Source organism: Sulfurimonas sp. HSL-1656 (assembly GCF_039645585.1).
GTDB lineage: Bacteria > Campylobacterota > Campylobacteria > Campylobacterales > Sulfurimonadaceae > Thiomicrolovo > Thiomicrolovo subterrani.
On the sequence record NZ_CP147915.1, the window covers coordinates 1,965,902 to 1,986,073 of the forward strand.

At 57.9% G+C, this 20,172-nt stretch carries 17 protein-coding genes; 6 read left to right on the top strand and 11 right to left on the bottom strand.

Translation table 11 applies throughout. The features are described from left to right. The 5 genes from pstA to WCX49_RS10245 form a co-directional block, all read right to left on the bottom strand. Window positions 1-843, bottom strand: coding sequence for a phosphate ABC transporter permease PstA (gene pstA, locus WCX49_RS10225; RefSeq protein WP_345984987.1), 843 nt, complete (start codon window positions 841-843; stop codon window positions 1-3). After that, the gene (gene pstC, locus WCX49_RS10230) at window positions 840-1,700 is read right to left on the bottom strand and encodes a phosphate ABC transporter permease subunit PstC (RefSeq protein ID WP_345984988.1); all 861 of its coding nucleotides are present in this window, start codon (window positions 1,698-1,700) and stop codon (window positions 840-842) included. Before pstC ends, pstA begins: the two co-directional genes overlap by 4 nt. Window positions 1,701-1,812: 112 nt before the next feature. Beyond that, entirely contained in the window at window positions 1,813-3,249 is a 1,437-nt protein-coding gene (locus WCX49_RS10235) for an ATP-binding protein (protein ID WP_345984989.1), read from the bottom strand. Further along, entirely contained in the window at window positions 3,243-3,917 is a 675-nt protein-coding gene (locus tag WCX49_RS10240; RefSeq protein WP_345984990.1) for a response regulator transcription factor, read from the bottom strand. The genes WCX49_RS10235 and WCX49_RS10240 overlap by 7 nt, the downstream gene beginning before the upstream one ends. Before the next feature lie 20 nt (window positions 3,918-3,937). Beyond that, the gene (locus WCX49_RS10245; protein ID WP_345984991.1) at window positions 3,938-4,606 is read right to left on the bottom strand and encodes a PhoU domain-containing protein; all 669 of its coding nucleotides are present in this window, start codon (window positions 4,604-4,606) and stop codon (window positions 3,938-3,940) included. A 218-nt stretch (window positions 4,607-4,824) separates the two neighbouring features. On the opposite strand from WCX49_RS10245, the gene pstS reads away from it, so the two are divergent. Both pstS and WCX49_RS10255 read left to right on the top strand, forming a co-directional pair. Continuing rightward, complete coding sequence (pstS, locus tag WCX49_RS10250) at window positions 4,825-5,829, top strand: phosphate ABC transporter substrate-binding protein PstS (RefSeq protein WP_345984992.1); 1,005 nt, start codon at window positions 4,825-4,827, stop codon at window positions 5,827-5,829. A 282-nt stretch (window positions 5,830-6,111) separates the two neighbouring features. Next, window positions 6,112-7,452 (top strand): hypothetical protein, encoded by a 1,341-nt coding sequence (locus tag WCX49_RS10255; protein ID WP_345984993.1) that lies wholly within the window; start codon window positions 6,112-6,114, stop codon window positions 7,450-7,452. A 25-nt stretch (window positions 7,453-7,477) separates the two neighbouring features. Here the strand turns inward: WCX49_RS10255 and WCX49_RS10260 are convergent, their stop codons facing one another. The 5 genes from WCX49_RS10260 to WCX49_RS10280 form a co-directional block, all read right to left on the bottom strand. Beyond that, complete coding sequence (locus WCX49_RS10260; protein WP_345984994.1) at window positions 7,478-8,227, bottom strand: response regulator; 750 nt, start codon at window positions 8,225-8,227, stop codon at window positions 7,478-7,480. 140 nt (window positions 8,228-8,367) lie between these two features. Beyond that, window positions 8,368-11,007, bottom strand: coding sequence for an ATP-binding protein (locus tag WCX49_RS10265; RefSeq protein ID WP_345984995.1), 2,640 nt, complete (start codon window positions 11,005-11,007; stop codon window positions 8,368-8,370). A gap of 64 nt (window positions 11,008-11,071) precedes the next feature. Next, the gene (locus tag WCX49_RS10270; RefSeq protein ID WP_345984996.1) at window positions 11,072-11,896 is read right to left on the bottom strand and encodes a peptide deformylase; all 825 of its coding nucleotides are present in this window, start codon (window positions 11,894-11,896) and stop codon (window positions 11,072-11,074) included. A 57-nt stretch (window positions 11,897-11,953) separates the two neighbouring features. Further along, window positions 11,954-12,118 carry a hypothetical protein gene (locus WCX49_RS10275; RefSeq protein ID WP_231018948.1) on the bottom strand — a complete coding sequence of 55 codons (165 nt, stop codon included), beginning with the start codon at window positions 12,116-12,118 and terminating at the stop codon, window positions 11,954-11,956. A 17-nt stretch (window positions 12,119-12,135) separates the two neighbouring features. Continuing rightward, on the bottom strand, window positions 12,136-13,605 hold the full coding sequence (locus tag WCX49_RS10280; protein ID WP_345984997.1) for an FAD-dependent oxidoreductase: 1,470 nt from the start codon (window positions 13,603-13,605) through the stop codon (window positions 12,136-12,138). Window positions 13,606-13,886: 281 nt separating this feature from the next. Here WCX49_RS10280 and WCX49_RS10285 point away from each other — a divergent pair, with 281 nt between their 5' ends. From WCX49_RS10285 to WCX49_RS10300, 4 genes are all read left to right on the top strand, one after another. Beyond that, entirely contained in the window at window positions 13,887-14,222 is a 336-nt protein-coding gene (locus WCX49_RS10285; RefSeq protein WP_345984998.1) for a cytochrome C, read from the top strand. Between the two features lie 83 nt (window positions 14,223-14,305). Beyond that, a complete protein-coding gene (locus WCX49_RS10290; protein ID WP_345984999.1) occupies window positions 14,306-15,703 on the top strand; it encodes a DUF3373 family protein in 1,398 nt (465 codons plus the stop codon). 70 nt (window positions 15,704-15,773) lie between these two features. After that, window positions 15,774-17,210, top strand: coding sequence for an FAD/NAD(P)-binding oxidoreductase (locus WCX49_RS10295; RefSeq protein WP_345985000.1), 1,437 nt, complete (start codon window positions 15,774-15,776; stop codon window positions 17,208-17,210). A 15-nt stretch (window positions 17,211-17,225) separates the two neighbouring features. After that, window positions 17,226-17,447: a hypothetical protein gene (locus WCX49_RS10300; RefSeq protein WP_345985001.1), complete on the top strand. Its 222-nt coding sequence runs from the start codon at window positions 17,226-17,228 to the stop codon at window positions 17,445-17,447. An 11-nt stretch (window positions 17,448-17,458) separates the two neighbouring features. On the opposite strand, the gene pepN is transcribed toward WCX49_RS10300, so the two are convergent. After that, window positions 17,459-20,071, bottom strand: coding sequence for an aminopeptidase N (pepN, locus tag WCX49_RS10305; protein WP_345985002.1), 2,613 nt, complete (start codon window positions 20,069-20,071; stop codon window positions 17,459-17,461). Window positions 20,072-20,172: the final 101 nt, after the last annotated feature.

A 20,172-nucleotide genomic window follows, 5' to 3' on the forward strand; every position in this document is an offset into this window, starting at 1 on the left:
CTATCTCCCTTTTTTCTTGAGTAGGATCAGACGGCCCAGAATGTTGAGGCCGAGAATGAACATCGAGAGGATGAACGCCGCGGCCCATCCCATCTTCTGCCAGTCCTCATAGGGGCTGGTCGCGTAGTTGAACATCGTCACGGTCAGCGACGCCATCGGCTCGCTGAGATCGTAGTTGAGGAAGTTGTCGTTGAACGACGTAAAGAGCAGCGGTGCCGTCTCCCCGCCTACACGGGCGATCCCCAGCAGGACACCGGTGAGGACCCCCGCTTTCGCACCGCGGTAGACGACCTGCATGATCACCTTGTACTTCGGTGCGCCCAGGGCGAAGGCCGCCTCGCGCAGGGTCGAGGGGACCAGCTGCAGCATATCGTCCGTCGTGCGCAGAATGATCGGGATCATGATGATCGCCAGCGCCACGACGCCGGCCCAGCCGCTGAAATGGCCCATCGGCAGGACGATGATGGCGTAAACGAAAGAGCCGATAACGATACTCGGCGCACTCATCATGATGTCGGAGATGTCGCGGATGATCTCCGCGAGCTTCGACTTCTGCCCGTACTCGCTGAGGTAGGTCCCGGCCAGGATGCCCAGGGGCACGCCGACGGCGGTCGCCACACCGACCAGGATCAGCTGGCCGATCAGTGCCTGCCGCAGACCGCTCTCCTCGTAGCCAGGAGGCGCCCCTTCGAAGATGAAGATGTTCCAGTTGATGGCGTCGATGCCGTTGGCGACGAGGACGTAGAGGATCCAGAAGAGAAACCCGATCCCGATCAGGGCCGAGAGGCTCGAAAGCCCGAGAACGATCTTGTTGACGAGCAGGCGTTTTTCAATCGCGGTCATTTCACTTTCCTTGTACGGCGCAGAAAATAGAACTTGGCCAGCGCGATGATGACGAAGCTCATCACCATCAGGATCAGCGCCAGTTCGAAGAGGCTCGAGAAGTAGAGATCCGTATCGGCCTCCGTGAACTCATTGGCAAGGGTGACGGGAATCGACGTCGCCGGCGCGGTAATGTCCAGCGAGATCTTGTGCACGTTCCCCATGACGAAGGTGACGGCCATCGTCTCGCCGACGGCACGGCCCAGGGCCAGGATCAGCGAACCGATGATCCCCGCCTTGGCGTAAGGGATGACGACATCCTTGATGACGTCCCACTTCGTCGCCCCCAGGGCGTATGCCGACTCTTTGAGGATGTCGGGCGTCGTGTTCATCGCGTCGCGGGTGACCGCCGCCATGAACGGCAGGATCATGATCGCGAGGATGATCCCCGCGGTAAGCATCCCGATGCCGAGTCCCCCGAAAATGTCCCGGATGATGGGCACGAAATAGAAAAGCCCCCACATCCCGTAGATAACCGAGGGGATCGCCGCCAGCAGCTCGATGGAGACCCCGACGGGGGATTTGAGTTTCGCCGGGGCGATCTCGCTCAAAAATATCGCCACCCCGATCGCGACCGGGACCGCGAACAGCATCGCCAGGAAAGTCGAGATGACCGAACCGGCAATCGCGGCGAACCCGCCGAATTTTTCCAGGTTCGGCGCCCATTTGTCCTGGAGGATGAAATCGAACCCGAACGCGGCGATCGCCTCTGTGGAGTGCTGAAAAAGCACCGTAAAAATCCAGGCGACGAGCAGCAAAATAGCCACCGCGACAAAGCGGGTCGCGTTCGCAAACAGTTTGTCAATCAGTAGTGTCAAACTTCTCTCTCTTCATCGGGCTTAGATGCCCTTAATATGGTGGGCGCAATGGTAAGCTACAAAGGTTACAGAAACATTACATATAGGCGGTAAAGCCCGCAGGCAAGGGGCTTCAGAGCAGTGGGACGTCGGCTGCCGGCGCGGTATCCGAAGCGGCACCCGGCAGGAGGGGGGCGAGGCTGAATCCGAACGAGGAGCCCTCCCCTTCCACGCTGCTGATCTGAAGCTTCGTGTTGTGCAGGGCCAGGATGTAGCTGACGATGGAGAGCCCCAGTCCCATCGAATTGTCCCAGGTGTTCTTGTCGACACGGTAGAACTTGCTGCTGATACGGTCAAGCTCCTTTGCGGCGATGCCGATCCCCCGGTCATGGACCCAGAGCATCCCGTCCACGATCTCCAGTGTCACCGCACCTTCGGAGTATTTCATCGCGTTATCGAGCAGGTTCGTGACGACCAGGTCGATCATCGTGCGGTCCGCTTCGACGCTGCTGGGGGGACAGGAGACGTCCAGGGTCCGGTCGGTGTACTTTTTCCCGATATTGTTTGCACACTCGGTCGCCAGGTCGCAGAGGTCGAACCGGCTCTTCGCCGGGGCCAGGTCGTTGTTCTCGAGCTTGACGGAGAGCGACAGGCGGTCGAGCATCGTCGAGATCTTCTGGGCGTTGGCCGTGATCTTCTGCAAGAAGCGCTGCCGGATCCGGCCGTCGATTTCCGGATCGTCATGGAGCGTCTCCGCGTAACCGACGATCGAGGCAATCGGGTTCTTGAACTCGTGGCTGATCGCCGAGAGGATATCGTTGCGCTGCTTGTTGATGAGGCGCAGCCGCGCCGTGTACTTGCGCTTCTGCCGCTCCCGCTTGGCCAGCTTCTTGACAAGGTTCTTGAGCAGCAGCGAGATCTGCAGGAACTCGGTGAAATAGCGCGGTTTGACGACCGCCTTGTAGTTCTTGTCGCTGATCTCTTCGAGGTAGGCCGAAAGCTGGGCGATGTCGTACCGGATCTTGCGGCTCATCCGCACCGCGAGGTAAACTACGACGAGCAGCAGCAGGGCCAGGACGCCCGCCAGCCGGTAGAGCAGCTTATAGAAGTCGTCGAGCACCTTCTGCAGACTGACGGCGATGCGCAGCGTATAAGAGCGCCCCTGCCAGACGATGCGCTTGGCCACGTAAAGAAAATCGATGCCGATAGTATGGGAGAAGCGGACGGCCTGGCCGAACTCCCCTTTGGCGGCGGCCATGACCTCTTCGCGGTTGGCATGGTTCTCCATCTCTTCACGGTTGGCATCGCTCTCTGCGGCCACCGTGCCGTCGGAGGCAATCACGGTAATGCGTTTGCCGATCCGCGGTGCCGTCTCCGCAATATAGGCGTCAAGGCTGGGAACGTAATGCAGGGTGGACTCGATCAGCCCGATCTCCTGCTTGAGACGTACCTCGTAGTCGCTGATGACGGACTCTTTGAGGGTAAAGTAACCCACAAACGAGGCAATAACCCCCATCAGCGCGAAGATGCCGAGGAACTGGAGTACGAAAGAGTGGTGGATTTTCAGCAAAGTGTGTACCCTACTCCGCGTACCGTTTTGATGTACTCTTTGCTCTTGTCCGGGTCGATCTTCTCTTTGAGGCGGTTGATCGCGACGTTGACCGTGCGGTCCTGGTACACCTCATCGCCTCCCCAGACATGTTCAAGCAGGTAGTCCCGGTCGAGGACGACGTTCTGGTTGGAGATTAGCGTATGCAGCAGGTCGAATTCGAGCTTGGTGAGCGTGACGGGGCTCCCCTCGATGGTCACCTCCCGCGAGGCGAGGTTGAGCAGGATGTCCCGGTAGGCGACGACCCCCTCGGAAGGGCTGCCCTTGGTCCGGCGAAGCACGGCATTGATGCGCAGCAGCAGCTCTTTCATATTGAAGGGCTTGGTCATATAGTCGTCCCCGCCGCGCATGAACCCCTCTTCGATGTCACTCTCTTTGTTTTTGGCACTGAGGTAGATGACCGGGGTCTGGATCCCCTCCTTGCGCAGCCCCGCGACGAATTCGCTCCCCTCCGCACCGGGCAGGTTCCGGTCCATGATCATCAGGTCGACCGACTCCTCCTCGAGCACGCGGCGGACGTTTTTCGTGTTCAGGAATCCGATCGTCTCAAACCCCTCTTTCTCCAGATTGTACTCGATGAGTTCGAGAAGGTCCTCTTCATCCTCAACAATGACTATCGTCGTTTGCATCGCGTTTCCCACTCCCTTATTCAATAGCTCTGAAGTTTCCCGCCTTTGTGTTCGAACATCAGCAGGTTGGCAACGTTGACGGCACGGTCACAGACCCGTTCGAGCTTGCGCAGCGTCCCCAGCATCCGAACATACGATGCGGAGAGCTCATGCTCGGAGATGATCAGGGACATGATATCTTTTTCGAGGATCGCGAAGAGGTCGTCGTTTTTGCTCTCTTCGACCATCACTTTCCGGTAGGTCTCCTCGACATCGCAGGAGTCGATCTTTGACACGCACTCATAGATGCTGGTTAAGGCGTTGACGACGCTCTTGTGCAGCTGGATAATGGCGTTGTCGAAAGGTTCGAGGTTGCAATCGGTCTGCATCAGTTCACGGATGCGGCGGGCATATTTTTTCGTCCCCTCGGCGATGCGGACCAGTTCGTTGGTCATCTTGAGGTAGGCCACGAGCCCGCGGAGCTCCTGGGCCTCCGGACCGAACAGCGCAAAGGTCTTCACGATCTCGTTGTCGACGGTGTTGCCGTCGCTCTCGATCATCTTCAATGTTTCCGTCGCTGCTTCGAAACCGTCCGCATTCTTGGCGCTGTACGCCTCGAGGGCCATACGGTTTGCTGTGACCTCTTTATGAATGATCTCGGCGACCATCCCCTGTATCTCGCGCAACTTTGTTTCGTAGCGTGGAAGCATGCTCATCCTTACTTTATTTCAGATAGTGTAACACAACTCCTTAGCGTGCCGGTATCCCCGGGCCGCGGCAGCCGTGTTTTATAAATAAATGACGGGCGGGATTATACGGGGGCTAGGTAACATAAAGGTTACAATCCCCGCCGCCCGGAAAATGGAGTGTAATCATTTTGTAACCGTGCGATTCTACAATTCGGCCATCACAACACGAAGGATCGTTTATGTTCAAACGCATCGCAACTGCCCTGACACTTGCATCGCTTGCACTGGCCTCTGCATCTGCAGCCGACAAGATCAGCGGCGCGGGCGCTTCATTCCCCGCCCCGCTCTATTATGACTGGGCTTTCAACTACGGCAAAGAGACCCGCAGCCGTGTCAACTACCAGTCCATCGGTTCCGGCGGCGGGATCAAGCAGATCACGAACCGTATCGTCGACTTCGGTGCCTCCGACAAGCCGCTCACGACCAAGGAGCTGACCAAGGCGAAACTGCTCCAGTTCCCGGCCGTGATCGGGGCGATCGTCGTCTCGTACAACCTTCCGGGCATCGCCGACGAAGCGCTCAAACTCTCCAACACTCTGGTCGCCGACATCTTCGCCGGCAAGATCACGATGTGGAACGACCCGGCGATCGCCGCCGAGAACAAAGGGCTGGCGCTCCCGAACGAAAAGATCATCGTCGTCCACCGTTCCGACGGATCAGGCACGACGTACAACTTTACCTATTACCTGACAAAGAGCTCCGAGAACTGGGCGAACACCTACGGTGCCGGCAAGGCGATCGACTGGGCCGTCGGTATGGGCGGCAAAGGCAACGAAGGGGTTTCCAACCTCCTCAAACAGACGCCTTTCACCATCGGTTACATCGAAAGCGCCTACAAAGAGAAGAACCACCTCGCCGCCGCGACGCTGCAGACGGCGAACGGCAAGTGGGTCACGGCCCGCGAGGAGAACTTCAAGGCGGCGGCACAGTACGCCAGCTGGACGAAAGAGGACAACTTCTACGCGCTGCTGGCACTCCAGCCGGGCGACACCTCCTACCCGATCGTCGCGGCCACTTTCATCCTCCTGCCCAAAGAGAAGGCGGGCATGAACAAGAAGGTAACCGCCTTCTATGACTACGCCTTCAAGCAGGGCGACGAGAGCGCCAAGAAACTCGGTTACATCCCGCTGCCCGAAAGCACGAAACAGATGATCCGCGAATACTGGACAACGAACATCAAATAATCCGGGCGGTTACACGCGCCTTTATCCGGCGGCCCCGCGCCGCCGTTCCCCCTTCCATCCACGCTAAATCAACCTTTTTCTCTCTGCCGTACACCACCAAACCATGTCACTTCCGGTATTCTCCGTGTGCTATACTGGACCGGATACGGTTCATCCCACCGGACGCCGCATTATGGTTACGCCACCGTTGCTCTATGGTTACAGAAGGATACGGCTTTGTAATCTTTATGTAACCAAGCTGCTTTACAATTCACACAACTTAATGAATGAGGAAGCACAACAATGAAACACATCGTTCTCTCAACGATTGCCGCACTGACACTGAGTACGGTCGCATCTGCCGACGCCACCACGCTTTACAGTGATCCGACGACGGGACAGGTCTTTACTCAGCCGGGCGAGAACCGTGTCAAGATGGGTGAGTTCGTCGATGCGAACACCCTTGAAACGTCCGGAGAGAAGACGACGGTTATTGCAAAGGATTCCCCGGAATTCCTGCTGGGCCAGGAGACCGCGCCGAACATGAAGTTCACGGCGTCGGACAACCCGGACATGTGGCTCAAACTCGGGGTCCGCATCCAGGGCACGTTCGAGAACTACCAGCGTGATTATGAAGACGCGGCGAAGAGCGACACCAACAACTGGGACGCCTACCTCCGCCGGACGCGTTTCGAAGCCGCTGCCGGCTTCAGCAAAAACGTCTCATTCACAATGGATATCCGCAACGACAAGGCCAACTACCAGGACGACGGCGAGCAGAAGTTCAATGTCGGCGATGCATACCTCAAGATCAGCAAGCCCTTCGGGACATCCCTGGTGAACTTCCGCCTCTACCGCGGCAAGATCGACGTGTCCCGTACCGAGACCGTCAAATCAGCCTATGTCCTGCACTATGACCGCCCGCACGTCGCGGATGAAGCGGCGCAGTACATCACCCACAACCGCCGCGGGACCAATGCGAAAATGTACGGGGACTGGAAGAAGAAGATCTATTACGAGGTCGCCTTCGGTGACGGTGTCTACTCCGGCAAGTTCAAGGACGCCGGCGGCAGCAGCTTCGACGGGGACGATTTCAACCAGAAAAGCTTCTTCTACGGCGGGAAGGTCGTCCTCTCTCCGTTTGACGGCTGGGAAGAGACGAAGCGGACCGAAACCTACTTCGGCAAAGGCAAGCACTTCGAAATCGGCGCCTCCTACTGGAACAGCCCCGGCATCGAGTATGCCGACAGCAATGTCTCACAGACCATCGACCACGAGCTGATCAACCTCGAGATGTCGGCACACTACAAAGGCGCCTTTGTGCAGGCGGAATGGTTCCAGTTCGACGGCGTCGTCAAGAACTGGGGCGAGGCCGAAACCGGTAAATCCAGCGGCTGGTACGTCACCGGGGAATACGTCATTGAAGCACTCAATTACCTCGCACCCTTCGTCCGCTACGAAAACTGGGACAAATACGACGGGAAAGGGGACTGGGAACTCGAGTCGAAAATGGCAGGGGTGAACTGGTACCTCAGAGGCAACTCGACCAAAGTCGGTCTCGTCTTCCAGGAAGACACCTACGGGAAAGATCTCGGTGATTACACCGATACACGCTTCAAAGTCACGACACAGTGGTTCTTCTAAAGAACCGCTGCCCCGCGCCTAAACTTCAATCCTCGATATAGTAACCGATCCCCGAAGCGTTCTGGATAATGTCTGTCGGCAGTTTGTTGCGCAGGCGCCACACCAGGGTGCGCACGCTGTTCTCCGTCGCCCCCTTCTCCTCCCAGACGTAGTTGATCGCCTGGTCGAAACTGACCACAAGGCCCAGCTGGGCGACCAGCAGGCGCATGAAAGCGTTCTCTTTCTTCGTCAGCTTGATCTTCTTGCCATGATAGAATGTTTCGCAGACGCTGATGTCGAGGTAATAGTCGTCACCGAACGGGACGATCGGCTTGTCGGAGAGCTTCTTGTTGTAGAGCAGCTTTTCGAGGTTGAGCTTGTCGTTTTTAAGCCCCTCCATATTCTCTTCACGCTCTTTTTCGACATGGTATTTGTACATCGCCATCTGGATCGTCGCATGCAGCGATTCCGGGTCGAAAGGTTTGACGATGTAACCGTAAGGTTCGGTCTGTTTTGCTTCGTCGATGATGTTGGCATCGGAGTGGGCCGTGAGGTAGATGAACGGAAGGGCGTGTTTCTCGCGGATATACTTCGCCAGTTCGATCCCGTCCGCATCTTCTTGAAGACTGATATCAACCAAGACGATGTCGGGTTCGTATACCTTGATCTTGTTGGGTGCCTGGATCGATGAATCGACCGTCGCAGCAACCTCATACCCCTGGTTTTCCAAAGCGATCTGCAGGTTCATCGCCGTAACGGGATCGTCCTCGACGATCATGACTTTGTAACTTTCCATCCCCACCCTTATACAAGCTCGATCAGTGCATCAAAAGTGCATTAAAAATAATTATAGTGAAAAAGGACTTTATTACAAAGTTATCATACAGATGTCACATAAAACAAAATTCACCAAATAATGAAATGTTTCAAAACGAATCAGCTTTTTTCCGCAACGAAGGCATTGAAACAGTTCCGCATCTCACTCAGCACGCCGGCATAATCAAGCGCGCTGTTTCCCCCGCGCGCTTCCCACTCCATCGATTCGGCCAGCCGGGTCATCGCCTCGAAACGGAAATTGCTGCTTGAACCTTTGACCGAGTGGGCCAAAAGGGCGACCTGCTTGAGGTCCCCCTCGGCGATCGCCTCCTCCAGCGCCCCGAAACTCTGCATCATCTTCTCCCGGTAGACGCCGAGCAGCATCTGAAGCTGCGCCTCCGTGACCTGCAGAATCTCGCACAGCTCTTTGTGCTCCGGGACCGTCACTTCAGGCGCCACCTCCGCCGCATCGGCCCTTTCGGCGCGGGGAAGATAGCGTTCGAGGGAAGCAACCAGGGTCTCCATTCGGATCGGTTTTCCGAGGAAGTCGTCATAGATGCGCCGCTGTTCGATCCCGCCCAGCACGTTGGCCGTCAGGGCGATCACCGGCAGGTGCGGCCGCCGCTCCCGGCTCTCGATATGCCGGATCGCACTCACCGCGTCCCGGCCGTTCATGACCGGCATCTGCTCGTCCATCAACACGAGATCAAACGCCTCAGAGCGGAACCGTTTGAGCGCCTCGGCCCCGTTGCCGACGATCGTATAGGTCACCCCGAGGTTCCCCAGCAGGGTGCCGATCAGCTCCTGATTCGCCTCATTGTCCTCGGCGACCAGGACGTGGCCGTCGAAACGCACCCCCGCTGTGTCCCGTTTGGGCTCCGGTTCGACGTCACCCGTCAGGGCCGTTTCGATCACTTCCTGCAGTTTGGCGCAGTACAGCGGCATCACGAGCGGGGTCACCCCGCTGACACTCTCATAGGTGTCATAGGGGGCATCCATCAACACCACCTTGGGGGAGGCCTCTTTCAGCAGTGCATCCCGTTCCGGCGCTCCGATACAGTGTTCCGAGAAAAAGAGGAGGTCGTAATTGCCGTCAAGCTGCTCCACCGCCGTGATCTCCACGCCGAAGCTCTGGAGATAGCGCACGAGCGACGCCGCCATCGGGTCGAATTTCTGCTCGGGGCAGTAGAGTGCGAGCCGTTTGGTGCGGATACACTCCAGGTCCGTCAGCAGCGGGCGCGTTTCATCCCCGACGCGGACGGGAAGCGCGATGGTAAAGGTACTCCCGATCCCGGGATGCGAGTGCACCGTGATCTCCCCCTCCATATGCCGCACCAGCTGGGCGCTGATGGAGAGTCCCAGCCCCGTACCGCCCGCGGCCGGATGGTCCGCGTTCCTCGCCTGGGAGAAGGGGTCGAAGATGTGACGCTGATCTTTGGCCGCGATCCCGATCCCGGTATCGATGACGCTGATGCTGATCCGCCCGTCGGTGTAGTATGCCTCGACCGTGATCTCCCCGCCCGGCGGGGTGAACTTGATGGCATTGCCGAGCAAATTGGAGATCACCTGCTGAATGCGCAGCGGATCGGCGATCAGCTCGTAGGGGATGCGCGGATCGATGAAGCTTGTGAGGGTGAGATGCTGCTGGTTGACGCTGGGAACGAAGAGTTCCAGGGTATGGGTGATCGTGCGGTGCAGGTTGAAGGCTACGGGGTCGACGGTGAACTCGCCGCTGCGCAGTTTGGAAAAATCGAGGATATCGTTGATAATGCTCAGCAGGTTCTCGCCGCTGCTGTAGATAATATCGAGGTAACGGCGGTCTTTGGCCGTCTGCGCTTCATCCTTGAGCAGCGCCACAAACCCCAGGATGGCATTGAGCGGCGTACGGATCTCGTGCGACATGTTGGAGAGGAAGTACTCCTTCGCCTCCCCCGCCGCGATCGCCTCCTCCTTGGCCACGACGAGGTCGGTGACCTCGTAACTGATCGCCATGTACTCCGTCACCCCGCTTTGCGTGTCGGTGATCGGCACGACCGTCGTATCGATATAGAAGGTCCGCCCCTCTTTCGCCCGCCCCTTGATGGTCCCTTTGAAGACCCCCTCTTCGCTGATGGCCGCCGCCAGATGACTGAAAAAGCTCCCCGGCATTTCAGGGTCGTAAAGCATGGTATGGGAGCTGCCGACAAGCTCTTCCTGGCTGTAGCCGCAGACGCGTGTCAGTTTCTCATTGGCATAAGTAATGATGCCCTGCGCATCCGTTTTGGCGACAATGGCGCTTTCGTCGATGGCCCGGCGGTACTCCTCGAGCAGTTTGACGTTGCGCTCGATCTCCCGCTCTTTCTGGTAGATCGTCTCGGTATAGCGTTTGAGCACCCCGGAGAAGTTGAGGTCGAAGACGTAGCTGATCTCGTCGTAGACCTCCTGCGAATTGACGCCGATCTCGTAGGAGACATCCACCATTGCACGGCGGAAGTGGCTGCAGAGCATAAAAAGTTCGTCGGAGGTAACCTCGTGGTCTTTGAGGTATTCGAGCAGTTCCGCCATGACCGGGCAGTCGCCGATCTGCATCTCGCCGCGGATGACCATCTCGAAATAGTCGTAGACCCCCGAGGCGTACTGGCGGATAAAAAAGTCGGTTTCGATCCCGTGGCGCCGCAGCACCGATCCGGCCGCCTCATAGGAGACCCAGCGCTGCAGAATGGTCGCCTTGGCCTCCTTGAAACGGTCAATAACCCGTTGAAGCTGCGGAACGGACGGCATACGCTTCTCCTGCGATATTCAAATTAAAAAAATTGATTTTAGCACATCGGGGGAAACGGTTGGATCAGGGCGCCACCCAGGCGACGACGCCGAGGCCGAGCAGCGCCAGCTGCCCCAGGGCAATCGCGGAGGTTCCGATGATGTTGCCCGTCTGGCAGCTGGTGCACTGCTTGTACTTTTTCGCCTCGTACTCGGCATAAAAAAAGTAGGCGATGATCAGCACGAAGATGAGGGCCAGGGCGCCAAGGTCCGCGAGGGCTACGCTCTGTACCGCCGGTTCTTCGAGCATGAAGGGTGCAAGGAAACTGAGCAGGACGCCCAGCATCACCAGGCGGTAGGCTTTCTTGATATAGTCGCGTACGAAGACCGTCGGGCAGCTGCCGCTCTTTTCGCCGGGCATCCGGCTCTCTTTGACGAGGCCGTGTTCAAGGTAGGCGTCGATCTGTGCCTTGACCGCGCGGGGGACCCGGTCGACGAAGGTGCTGCCGAAGGCGTAGTCGAGCTGGTGCTGGAAGGTCCGTGCCAACGCCCCCTCCACGTCACGCGAATGCATCGCTCCCGTCTCATCCTCGTAGATGACCGTCAGGGAGGTGTAGCGCTCCACTTCCGCCGTAAAGTCGTAATAGGTCGAACGCTCCACTGCGGCCGCCTTGCCCTGCTCTTTGAGGAAGCGGGCGTTGATATAGGGGGTATATTTCCCCTCCTCTTTGAGGACGATGACGTTGTACTGGATGCCGATCTGGATCGCAGAGAGCGCGTCGAGGCCGTTGGCCTCCATCGTGTCGGTCATATCTGCGATAATGTCTTTGAGGGTCTCATTGAAAAAACGGACATTACCGGAAATAAGACGTATGCGGGGGTCGGGGTATTGAAGCAGGGGCTGTATCATTGATGGATTCTTTAAAGTGGTTCAATTGGTGATGTGACGGCCCGGGGGCCGCAGGTGTTATCCGTGGCTTTTACGGACGACGATGATCATCTTGATGTTGATGATCACAAAACGGATGAACTGCCAGATTTTACACGTACGCATCATCCGGGCGAAACGGCCCGGGATCATCGAGGTGTTAAACTTGTCATTCAGCGCGAAATTCACTTCTTCTTGTCTCATATTCATCTCCTCCTTTCTTATTCCGGAATCAGCGTCCAGCCCGGCTTGAGCTTCGCTTTGTAGATAAAGAGGTAGTGCAGGATGTGCTTGATCCAGTGTCCTGCCAGACCGATCTCTCCGAAGGTATAGTCCGTATCACGGCCCGTACCCGGGTACTTGTCGAAGTCCGGAACGACCGGGTAGACGGTCATCGCGGCCGCCTGGCCGTTGAGCCACCCTTTACCGGCGGAAGCGACACAGGCCGCACCCATCTCTGCCATGGAAGCTTCATGCAGGTGTGCATTCTCGCCGTTCTTGATCAGGTCGACGACGGAGTGCGCAACAGCCTTGCCCATGATACCCGAAGGCATACCCGTCCGCGGCGGTGTCGGGTTGATCACCGTGCCGTTGGGCGATTTCATCGGTTTGGAGATGATATGCGGCGGTGCGAACGCGATACCCGCGGCGAACATGTTCTTGTACGTCGGGTTCTGGTAGGTACGCGGCCAGTCGCTCGCTTTCCACTCTTCGTACGGTTTCGGCGTGTAATCCGCGTCGACTTTCATAAAGCCGTTCGGTGCGAAAACCGTGTCGGTGATCTCTTCGCCCGCTTTGTTGTAGGCTTTGAGGCCGACACCCGCAAACGGCGGGATCAGCATCGCGAAATCGAAATTCTCTTCGCCGGTGGAACCGTCAAGCAGTTCGTAATCGACTTTACCCGCTTCAACCTTGTTGACGTGCGCGCCGATCACGTAATCGACACCGCGCTCGGCAAAGAGGGACTCGGTAAAGATACGGGAGCTGACGACGTAGCCGCCGACTTTCATATGAAGACCGCCCATACCGAAGTCACCGAGGAAGGATTCGTTGGAGATCCACTTGATCTCGACATTGTCGCGGATGCCCGCTTTGCGCGCTTCGTGTTCAATGTTGAAGATGTACTCGAACGCCGCACCCTGGCAGGTACACATACCGTGGCCGGTCCCGACGAGGATCTTCTGCTTTTCACCCGCTTTCGCTTTCTCGAAGACCTTGTTCAGCTCTTCGCTCGCATGGACGGCGTGGTCGGCGGTACAGACGGAAACGGTATGCGTACCGATCTCGCTGCCTTCGCCCAGCCCCGGAGTCGCACCGAAGTTCAGTTTCGGACCCGTGGCGTTGATCAGATAATCAAAAGTGACATCTTCATTCTCACCGGCTTTGTCCTGCGCCGTGTATTCGATCGTCACAAACGGCTTGTCGGAATTCGCATCCCCCTCCGGATTGATCGAAACCGCTTTCGCCTGTTTATAGGTAATACCCGCTTTCGCGTAAACCGGTGCCAGATCGAAAGTGACATCTTCTTTTGTCATCTCACCGACGCCAACCCAGATGTTCGACGGAATCCAGTTCCACTTTGAATTCGGTGTCACAACGACGACTTCATGCTCTTTACCCAGCCACTTAGCGGCGAATGTTGCCGCCGTATGGCCGGCAACACCGCCGCCGAGTACGACTAATCTTGCCATGCTTACTCCTTCTCTTATCATCGCATAAACTCACGAAGATTTTAGTGCAAAAAAATACATTCATGACAATTCTACGACCCTGGAGTCACAAAATTATCACTTTGATAAGTTCTGCTTAACTTATTCTCCAACATGTTTCATAAATTTACATTTAATCTTTAAGGAAAATGACGAAGAAATTAACAAAATAATCATTGATTATAATTATTCTAATTTTATCTTATTTTAATTTTGACGTTAGTACTATTCATTTTCATCAATTTCATCGTCAAAGGAAAAAAATGACAACTTTTGGAAAACTCACTACCTCCGCACTGCTGGGCCTTGGCCTCCTCACAACCTCCCTCTACGCCGATGCCGACAAAGGTCAGCGCCTCTATCAGAAGAAGCTCAAAGCGACCTGCGGGATGACCGGTGCCGTCTTCGCGGCGAAACATACGCAGATGGAGTGGGAAGAGGCTAAAGAGAGCGGCAACCTCGCCGAAATGATGACGGAGGCCTGCCCCGAAGGCAAAAGTTTCTTTGAAAGCGGCAAGTTCAAAAGCAAATTTGAAGAGCACCTTTACGACTTCGTCCACGACTTCGCCAGCGACAGCGGAAACATCCCTTCTTGCTAACCGCATCACAACTTCACTAGGGGGGCCACGCCTTTTCGGCCCCGCTTCTTTACAACCGATTCCCGTTACCCTAAAGGATTATTATGCGAAAAACCCTTCTTTCGACTGCCGTGTTGAGTCTGTTCGCCGGCGCGCTTGCCGCCGACGATGCATCGATGCAGGCGGAGATCGACGCGCTGATGCAAAAAGTGCAAAAACTCGAGCAACAGCAAAAGCGCACCAACAAAAAACTGAGCCAGGTCAATGCGCAGAGCGCGAACGACAATGTCAAGTTCGGGCTCGACTTCAGAAATGCCGTCGACGTCATCGATTACCGGAACAATGACGCCGACACCTATGCGACCAACCCTTCGCTGCTCACCAGCCGCCTCTACCTGACCATGGGTGCGGCCCCGACGGAGGGGCTCACCTTCCAGGGCAAACTTGCCGTCTACTCCACCTGGGGCAGCCATCTTTACGTGACCGACCCCGCACTGAAAGACTGGGCGGCGAGCTCCAAAGCCTCCGACACCGTCATGCGCATCAAGGAAGCCTATTTCGTCTACTCCGACGAACTCGGCGGACAGCCGGTCAGCGTCTCGGTCGGCCGGCGCCCCTCCACCAACGGGTTCCTCGCCAATTACCGGGAAAACGAAGCCGACCCCGGTTCCCCGCTCGCACACATCACCAATATGGAAGTCAACGGCGCCATGGTCCGTCTCGACTGGAGCCGCTTCATCGACGGTGCCTATACCAAATTCGTGTTCGGCCGCGCGCACAGCGGGGAGATGCAGGACGTCTACGGCGACGTCTCGGGTGCACGCATGCCCTACGCTCTGAGCGGCGGTGACGTCAATACGACGCTCGAAGACACCAGTGTCGATTTCTTTGTCATGCCGGGGAACGCCTATGATGACGGGCAGTACCATGTGATGTACCAGTGGGCGCATATCTTCAACACCAAGGGGATGAAACTCGACGGGAACATCCCCAAGGCGGCATCCGGGTCGGCCGACCTCTTCTCCGTCGGGCTGAAAGTGAGCGGTATCGGCGAAGAGATCAGCGATTTCCTGGATGAGACGACCCTCTTCGTCTCCGGTGCCTATACGCACTACGACGCCAAAAACGGTTACACGCTCCTTGGTTCCGCCGACGGCGGGAGCCGCAGCGGCAGCTCCGTCTGGGCCGGGATCATCATCCCGGATATGCTCACCGAGCGCGGCCGACTCGGCTTTGAGTATAACCACGGTTCAAAATACTGGACGCCGATGAACTGGGCGGAAGATACGGCAATAGGCTCCAAGCTCGCTGTACGCGGGAACGCCTATGAAGCGTACTGGAACTTCGACCTCTTCGGCGTCAAATACCTGCCGTCGCAGATCCGCTACACCTATGTCCAGCACGACTATACGCCCAATATCAACTGTGCCGGGTGGGTGGCCCCTGTGAAAACGGATATCACGGCGACGGACCTGCGGCTGGCCGTCACCTACCGATACTGACGCTACCGTCAAAACGACCTCCCCTGCCGTTTCGTACGGTACGGGAACCTAAGGAGTGGAATAAATGAATATGAAAAAACGATTTGAATCCCCGGAGACCAACACGCCTCCGGTCAACCTGTCGCGCCGCGAGGCGCTCAAACTGATGGGGATCTCCCCGATTGCCGCCGGCGTCCTTGCCGGCAGCGGCAGCAGCAGTTTCAACGAAGCCCGGGCCTCGGAGGCCAAGGGCAAGATCGTTATCGTCGGCGGGGGTGCGGGCGGTATCATGGCGATGGCGCGCCTGCACCGCGCCCTCTCCGATCCCGACATCACCCTCATCGCCCCGAACGAAAAGCATCTTTACCAGCCGGGCCAGGTCTTTATGGCCGCGGGCGAATACACCTTCGATGATATCGTCAAAGAGAACCGGGAGTTCATCCCCGAAGACGTCAACTGGATCAAGGACGAGGTCAAGACCTTCGATCCCGACAACAACAGGGTCATCACCCGTGCGGGCGAGGAGATCGCCTACGACTACCTCGTCGTTGCAACGGGCCTGCAGTACCATTACGAATGGATCGAGGGGCTGAGTGCCGACATGATCGGCCAAAACGGCATCTCCAGTGTCTACCTGAACGACCCCGAAAAGGGGACGGCCGACGGCGGTTCGATCACCTGGCAGTGGTTCAACGATCTCAAAGCCGCGGCGAAAACAGGGAATCCGAAGGTCATCTGTACCCAGCCGGGCACGCCGATCAAGTGCGGCGGCGCCCCGCAGAAGATCCTCTACCTCAGCGACGACTTCCTCAAGCGCGACGGTCTCAGCGCGGCGTTCACCTTTGCGACGACGAGCGGCAGCCTCTTCGGCGTGCCGGAGGTGAACAAGACCCTCGTCGAAGAGGTTCAGCCGCGCTACGGCAACATCACCAACAAGTTCGGCCATAACCTCGTCGCCGTCGATGCCGCCGGCAAAGTCGCGACCTTCGAACACAAGTACGAGGTCCAGGGTGACTACGACGAGGACCTCGAAGAGTACGATATGATCACCAAGGTCGACCGCGTGGAGATGCCGTACGACTTCCTCCATGTCGTCCCGCCGATGAGCGCGCCCGACGCCGTCGCCTCCTCGCCGCTGGGGTGGCAGAAGGGCTCCGCCAAAGGGTGGCTCGAAGTGGACCGCTACACCCTGCAGCACCTGCGCTATCCCAATGTCTTCGGTATCGGGGATGTCTGCGGAATCCCGCTGGGCAAAACGGGGGGCAGTGCCCGCCACCACGGGCCGATCATGGTCGCCAACCTGCTGGCGCAGATGGAGGGCAAGGAACCGAAGGAGAAATTTGACGGTTATACCGTCTGTCCCCTCAAAACGCAGTATGGTAAAATCATCCTGGCCGAGTTCGACTACGACGGTGCCGCGCCCTCCTTCCCGCTTGCCGTCGGCGAAGCGCGCTGGGCGTGGTGGGCCTTTGACCTGTACATGCTCAAACCGATGTACTGGTATCTGATGATGCGGGGGTTGATGTAGAAAATGCGGAAATACGTGATAAAAGAGGGAGTGCTCTTCCTGCTCCTTCTGATCACACTGTCACTGCTGCTGCACCCGGACCTGCTGGGCGATCCGGCTTCGCGCCTGTCGCAGATGCTGGGAAGGGAGAATTACTTTCACCCCCTCCTCTACACGCTGCCGGTCTATCTGATCGTGCTTCTCTTCCGCGGCATCCTGCAGCTCTTCCGGCACCTCATCCGCCGGAACGAAGCGTAGGGCGGCTGCGCCTATCCCGCCAGAATCTTTCCGACGATCTCGTAAACGTTTTTAGAAATGCCCCGGTGCGCCTGTACCTTCTCCAGCGCGTCGCGCATCTGCGCCCGGCTGTGCGGGTTCAGCCGGTTGTAGGTCTTGTACGCGCCCGCCAGCCCTGCCGCGATCATCGGGTTGATCGCATCGAGGGCGATGATCTGCTCGGCAACGAAGGCGTAGCCGCTGCCGTCATAGGCGTGGAAATGATAAGGGTTGCGGGCAAAACTTCCGATCAATGCGCGCACGAGGTTCGGGACCTTGATGTTGAAGACCTCATCCTCCATCGCCGCATGCACTTTTGAGAGCGTATCGGGCTGCGGGGAGGAGGCGATGACGCTGAAATACTTCGTCATCACCAGCATATCCGTGCTGTAGCGTGCGTAGAAGTCGCGCATCGGCGCTTCGGCCGCTGCCGGTGCGCCGTGGTGCAGCAGTTGCAGTGCGGCCAGACGGTCCGTCATCGTCCGGCTTGCTTCGTACTGGGCCAGGGCGGCAGCGATGCTCTTCGAATCCTGCTGCGCCATCAGGTAGCCGAGCAGGCGGTTCTTGAGCGCACGGGCACCGATGCTCTCCGCCTCGAGTCCCACGTGTTCGGCACGGTGAAGCCCCTCGTACAGACGGCGCATCGTCGCCTCGCAGGCCACGGCGATCTCGCGCTTCAGCGCGTCGGAAGCTTCGAGAATGGCGTGCACATCGACACTCTGCTGTGCCTGCATCAGCATCGTCACCGTCGGCAGGGAGAGCAGCTGCGCCTTGAACTGCAGGTCAAGAGATTCGTCTTCGAGAATATGGCTGAAGCTCTGCAGGAACTGGGGACTGACCGCTTCGCCGCGCATCATCGCCTCGAGCGTCGAACGCGCAAAGGACTGGGCCGCTTCGTACCGTACGAACCCGTCGCTGTCATAGCGCATCAGGTTCATGACGTCCGCCTGCGGGTACTCCATAACGACCGGCGCGCCGAAATGACGGTTGAGCGACAGCGCGGGTTCGGAAGCCAGCCCGCCGAAGGTGAAGCTCTCCTCTTCACGGGTCACCAGCAAGATACCGCGTTCGAGCAGCGGCTGTGCCGCGGTGTCGCCCTCAAGCTGCAGCGGGAGCGTTTCGCCGCCGTGCCCCAGCAGCGCCAGGCGCAGCGGCATGCAGTAGGGCTCCTGCTTCCGGCCGTCTACCGCGTCAGGGACGATCTGCTCCAGCTTCAGCGTCAGCCTGCCCGTGGCCGCATCATAGGAGTGCTCCGCGCAGAGCGAGGGGGTGCGCTCCTGGGAGTACCACCGCGCGAACTGCGTGAGGTCTATCGGGCTGTGCTGCTGCATCGCCCAGAGGAAATCCTCCGTCCGCACCGCCTGGCCGTCGAAGGTCTCGAAGTAGAGATCCATGGCCGCGCGCCACGCCTTCTCCCCCAGGATAGTGTTGAGCATACGGATCACTTCCGAGCCCTTTTCGTAGACCGTCGCCGTATAGAAGTTGTTGATCTCGATGTACTGTTCGGGTTTGATGGGGTGCGCGGTCGGGCCGGCATCTTCGGGGAACTGCCGCTCGCGCAGCATGTCGACATCGCGGATGCGCTGGACCACTTCGGACTGCATGTCGGCACTGAAGCTCTGGTCGCGGAAGACGGTAAGCCCCTCTTTGAGGGTCAGCTGGAACCAGTCGCGGCAGGTGATGCGGTTCCCCGTCCAGTTGTGGAAATACTCGTGCGCAATCACGCTCTCGATCCCCAGGAAGTCGGCATCCGTCGCCGTCTCCTCGTCGGCCAGGACGTAGTGGGAGTTGAAGACGTTGAGCCCCTTGTTCTCCATCGCCCCCATGTTGAAGCTGTCCACCGCGACGATGTTGTAGACGGAGAGGTCGTAGCTGCGGCCGTAGGTCTCTTCGTCCCAGCGCATCGACGCTTTGAGCGAACGCATGGCGTGGTCGGCACGGCTTTCGTTGCCTTTGTCGACGTAGATGTTCAGTGCCACCGTGTTCCCCTCCGCCGTCGTAAAGGAGTCACTGATGTGTCCCAGGTCTCCTGCGACCAGCGCAAAGAGGTAGGAGGGTTTCGGGAAGGGGTCATGCCAGAGGGCGTAGTGGCGCCCGTCGGGGAAGCTCCCCTCCTCTTCCAGGTTCCCGTTGCTCAGCAGCACCGGGCAGCCGGCCTGCTCCGCGATCACCTTGACGGTAAAGATGCTCATGTTGTCGGGGCGGTCGATAAAGTAGGTGATGCGGCGGAAACCGTGCGGCTCGCACTGGGTACAGTAGATGCCGCCGGAGCGGTAGAGCCCCTCGAGGGCCGTATTCTGGTCCGGGTAGATCTTCGTGACGACCTGAACCGTCGCTTCCGCACCCGGGTCGAAGATCGTCAATGCCTCCGCATCACGCGTATAGGCTTCGTCGGGGATCTTGACGTCATCGACCTTGACGCAGAGCAGTTTGAGATCATCACCGTCAAGGACCAATGGTACCGGCACGTCGCCGCGGCGCTTGACCGTCATGCGGTTGATGACCAGCGTATGCTCTTCGAAAATCTCGAACGTCAGCTCTGCCGTCAGGATCTGGTATGCCGGGGCTTCATACTCTTTCAGATAAATCGTTTTGGGTTGGGACATGCTTTTTCCGTTTCTCGTAAATAGGCTGTGCAATATTAACGTAGGCAGACCTGAACCCCATTTAAGAACATTAACTTCCATTTTGGGGTAAGATAAGAACA

Bases quoted from the DNA above. Each gene is read 5' to 3' on its own strand.
- pstA (WP_345984987.1), bottom strand. From the start codon at position 843: ATGACCGCGATTGAAAAACGCCTGCTCGTCAACAAGATCGTTCTCGGG.
- WCX49_RS10240 (WP_345984990.1), bottom strand. From the start codon at position 3,917: ATGCAAACGACGATAGTCATTGTTGAGGATGAAGAGGACCTTCTCGAA.
- WCX49_RS10245 (WP_345984991.1), bottom strand. From the start codon at position 4,606: ATGCTTCCACGCTACGAAACAAAGTTGCGCGAGATACAGGGGATGGTC.
- pstS (WP_345984992.1), top strand. From the start codon at position 4,825: ATGTTCAAACGCATCGCAACTGCCCTGACACTTGCATCGCTTGCACTG.
- WCX49_RS10255 (WP_345984993.1), top strand. From the start codon at position 6,112: ATGAAACACATCGTTCTCTCAACGATTGCCGCACTGACACTGAGTACG.
- WCX49_RS10260 (WP_345984994.1), bottom strand. From the start codon at position 8,227: ATGGAAAGTTACAAAGTCATGATCGTCGAGGACGATCCCGTTACGGCG.
- WCX49_RS10265 (WP_345984995.1), bottom strand. From the start codon at position 11,007: ATGCCGTCCGTTCCGCAGCTTCAACGGGTTATTGACCGTTTCAAGGAG.
- WCX49_RS10270 (WP_345984996.1), bottom strand. From the start codon at position 11,896: ATGATACAGCCCCTGCTTCAATACCCCGACCCCCGCATACGTCTTATT.
- WCX49_RS10275 (WP_231018948.1), bottom strand. From the start codon at position 12,118: ATGAGACAAGAAGAAGTGAATTTCGCGCTGAATGACAAGTTTAACACC.
- WCX49_RS10280 (WP_345984997.1), bottom strand. From the start codon at position 13,605: ATGGCAAGATTAGTCGTACTCGGCGGCGGTGTTGCCGGCCATACGGCG.
- WCX49_RS10285 (WP_345984998.1), top strand. From the start codon at position 13,887: ATGACAACTTTTGGAAAACTCACTACCTCCGCACTGCTGGGCCTTGGC.
- WCX49_RS10290 (WP_345984999.1), top strand. From the start codon at position 14,306: ATGCGAAAAACCCTTCTTTCGACTGCCGTGTTGAGTCTGTTCGCCGGC.
- WCX49_RS10295 (WP_345985000.1), top strand. From the start codon at position 15,774: ATGAAAAAACGATTTGAATCCCCGGAGACCAACACGCCTCCGGTCAAC.
- pepN (WP_345985002.1), bottom strand. From the start codon at position 20,071: ATGTCCCAACCCAAAACGATTTATCTGAAAGAGTATGAAGCCCCGGCA.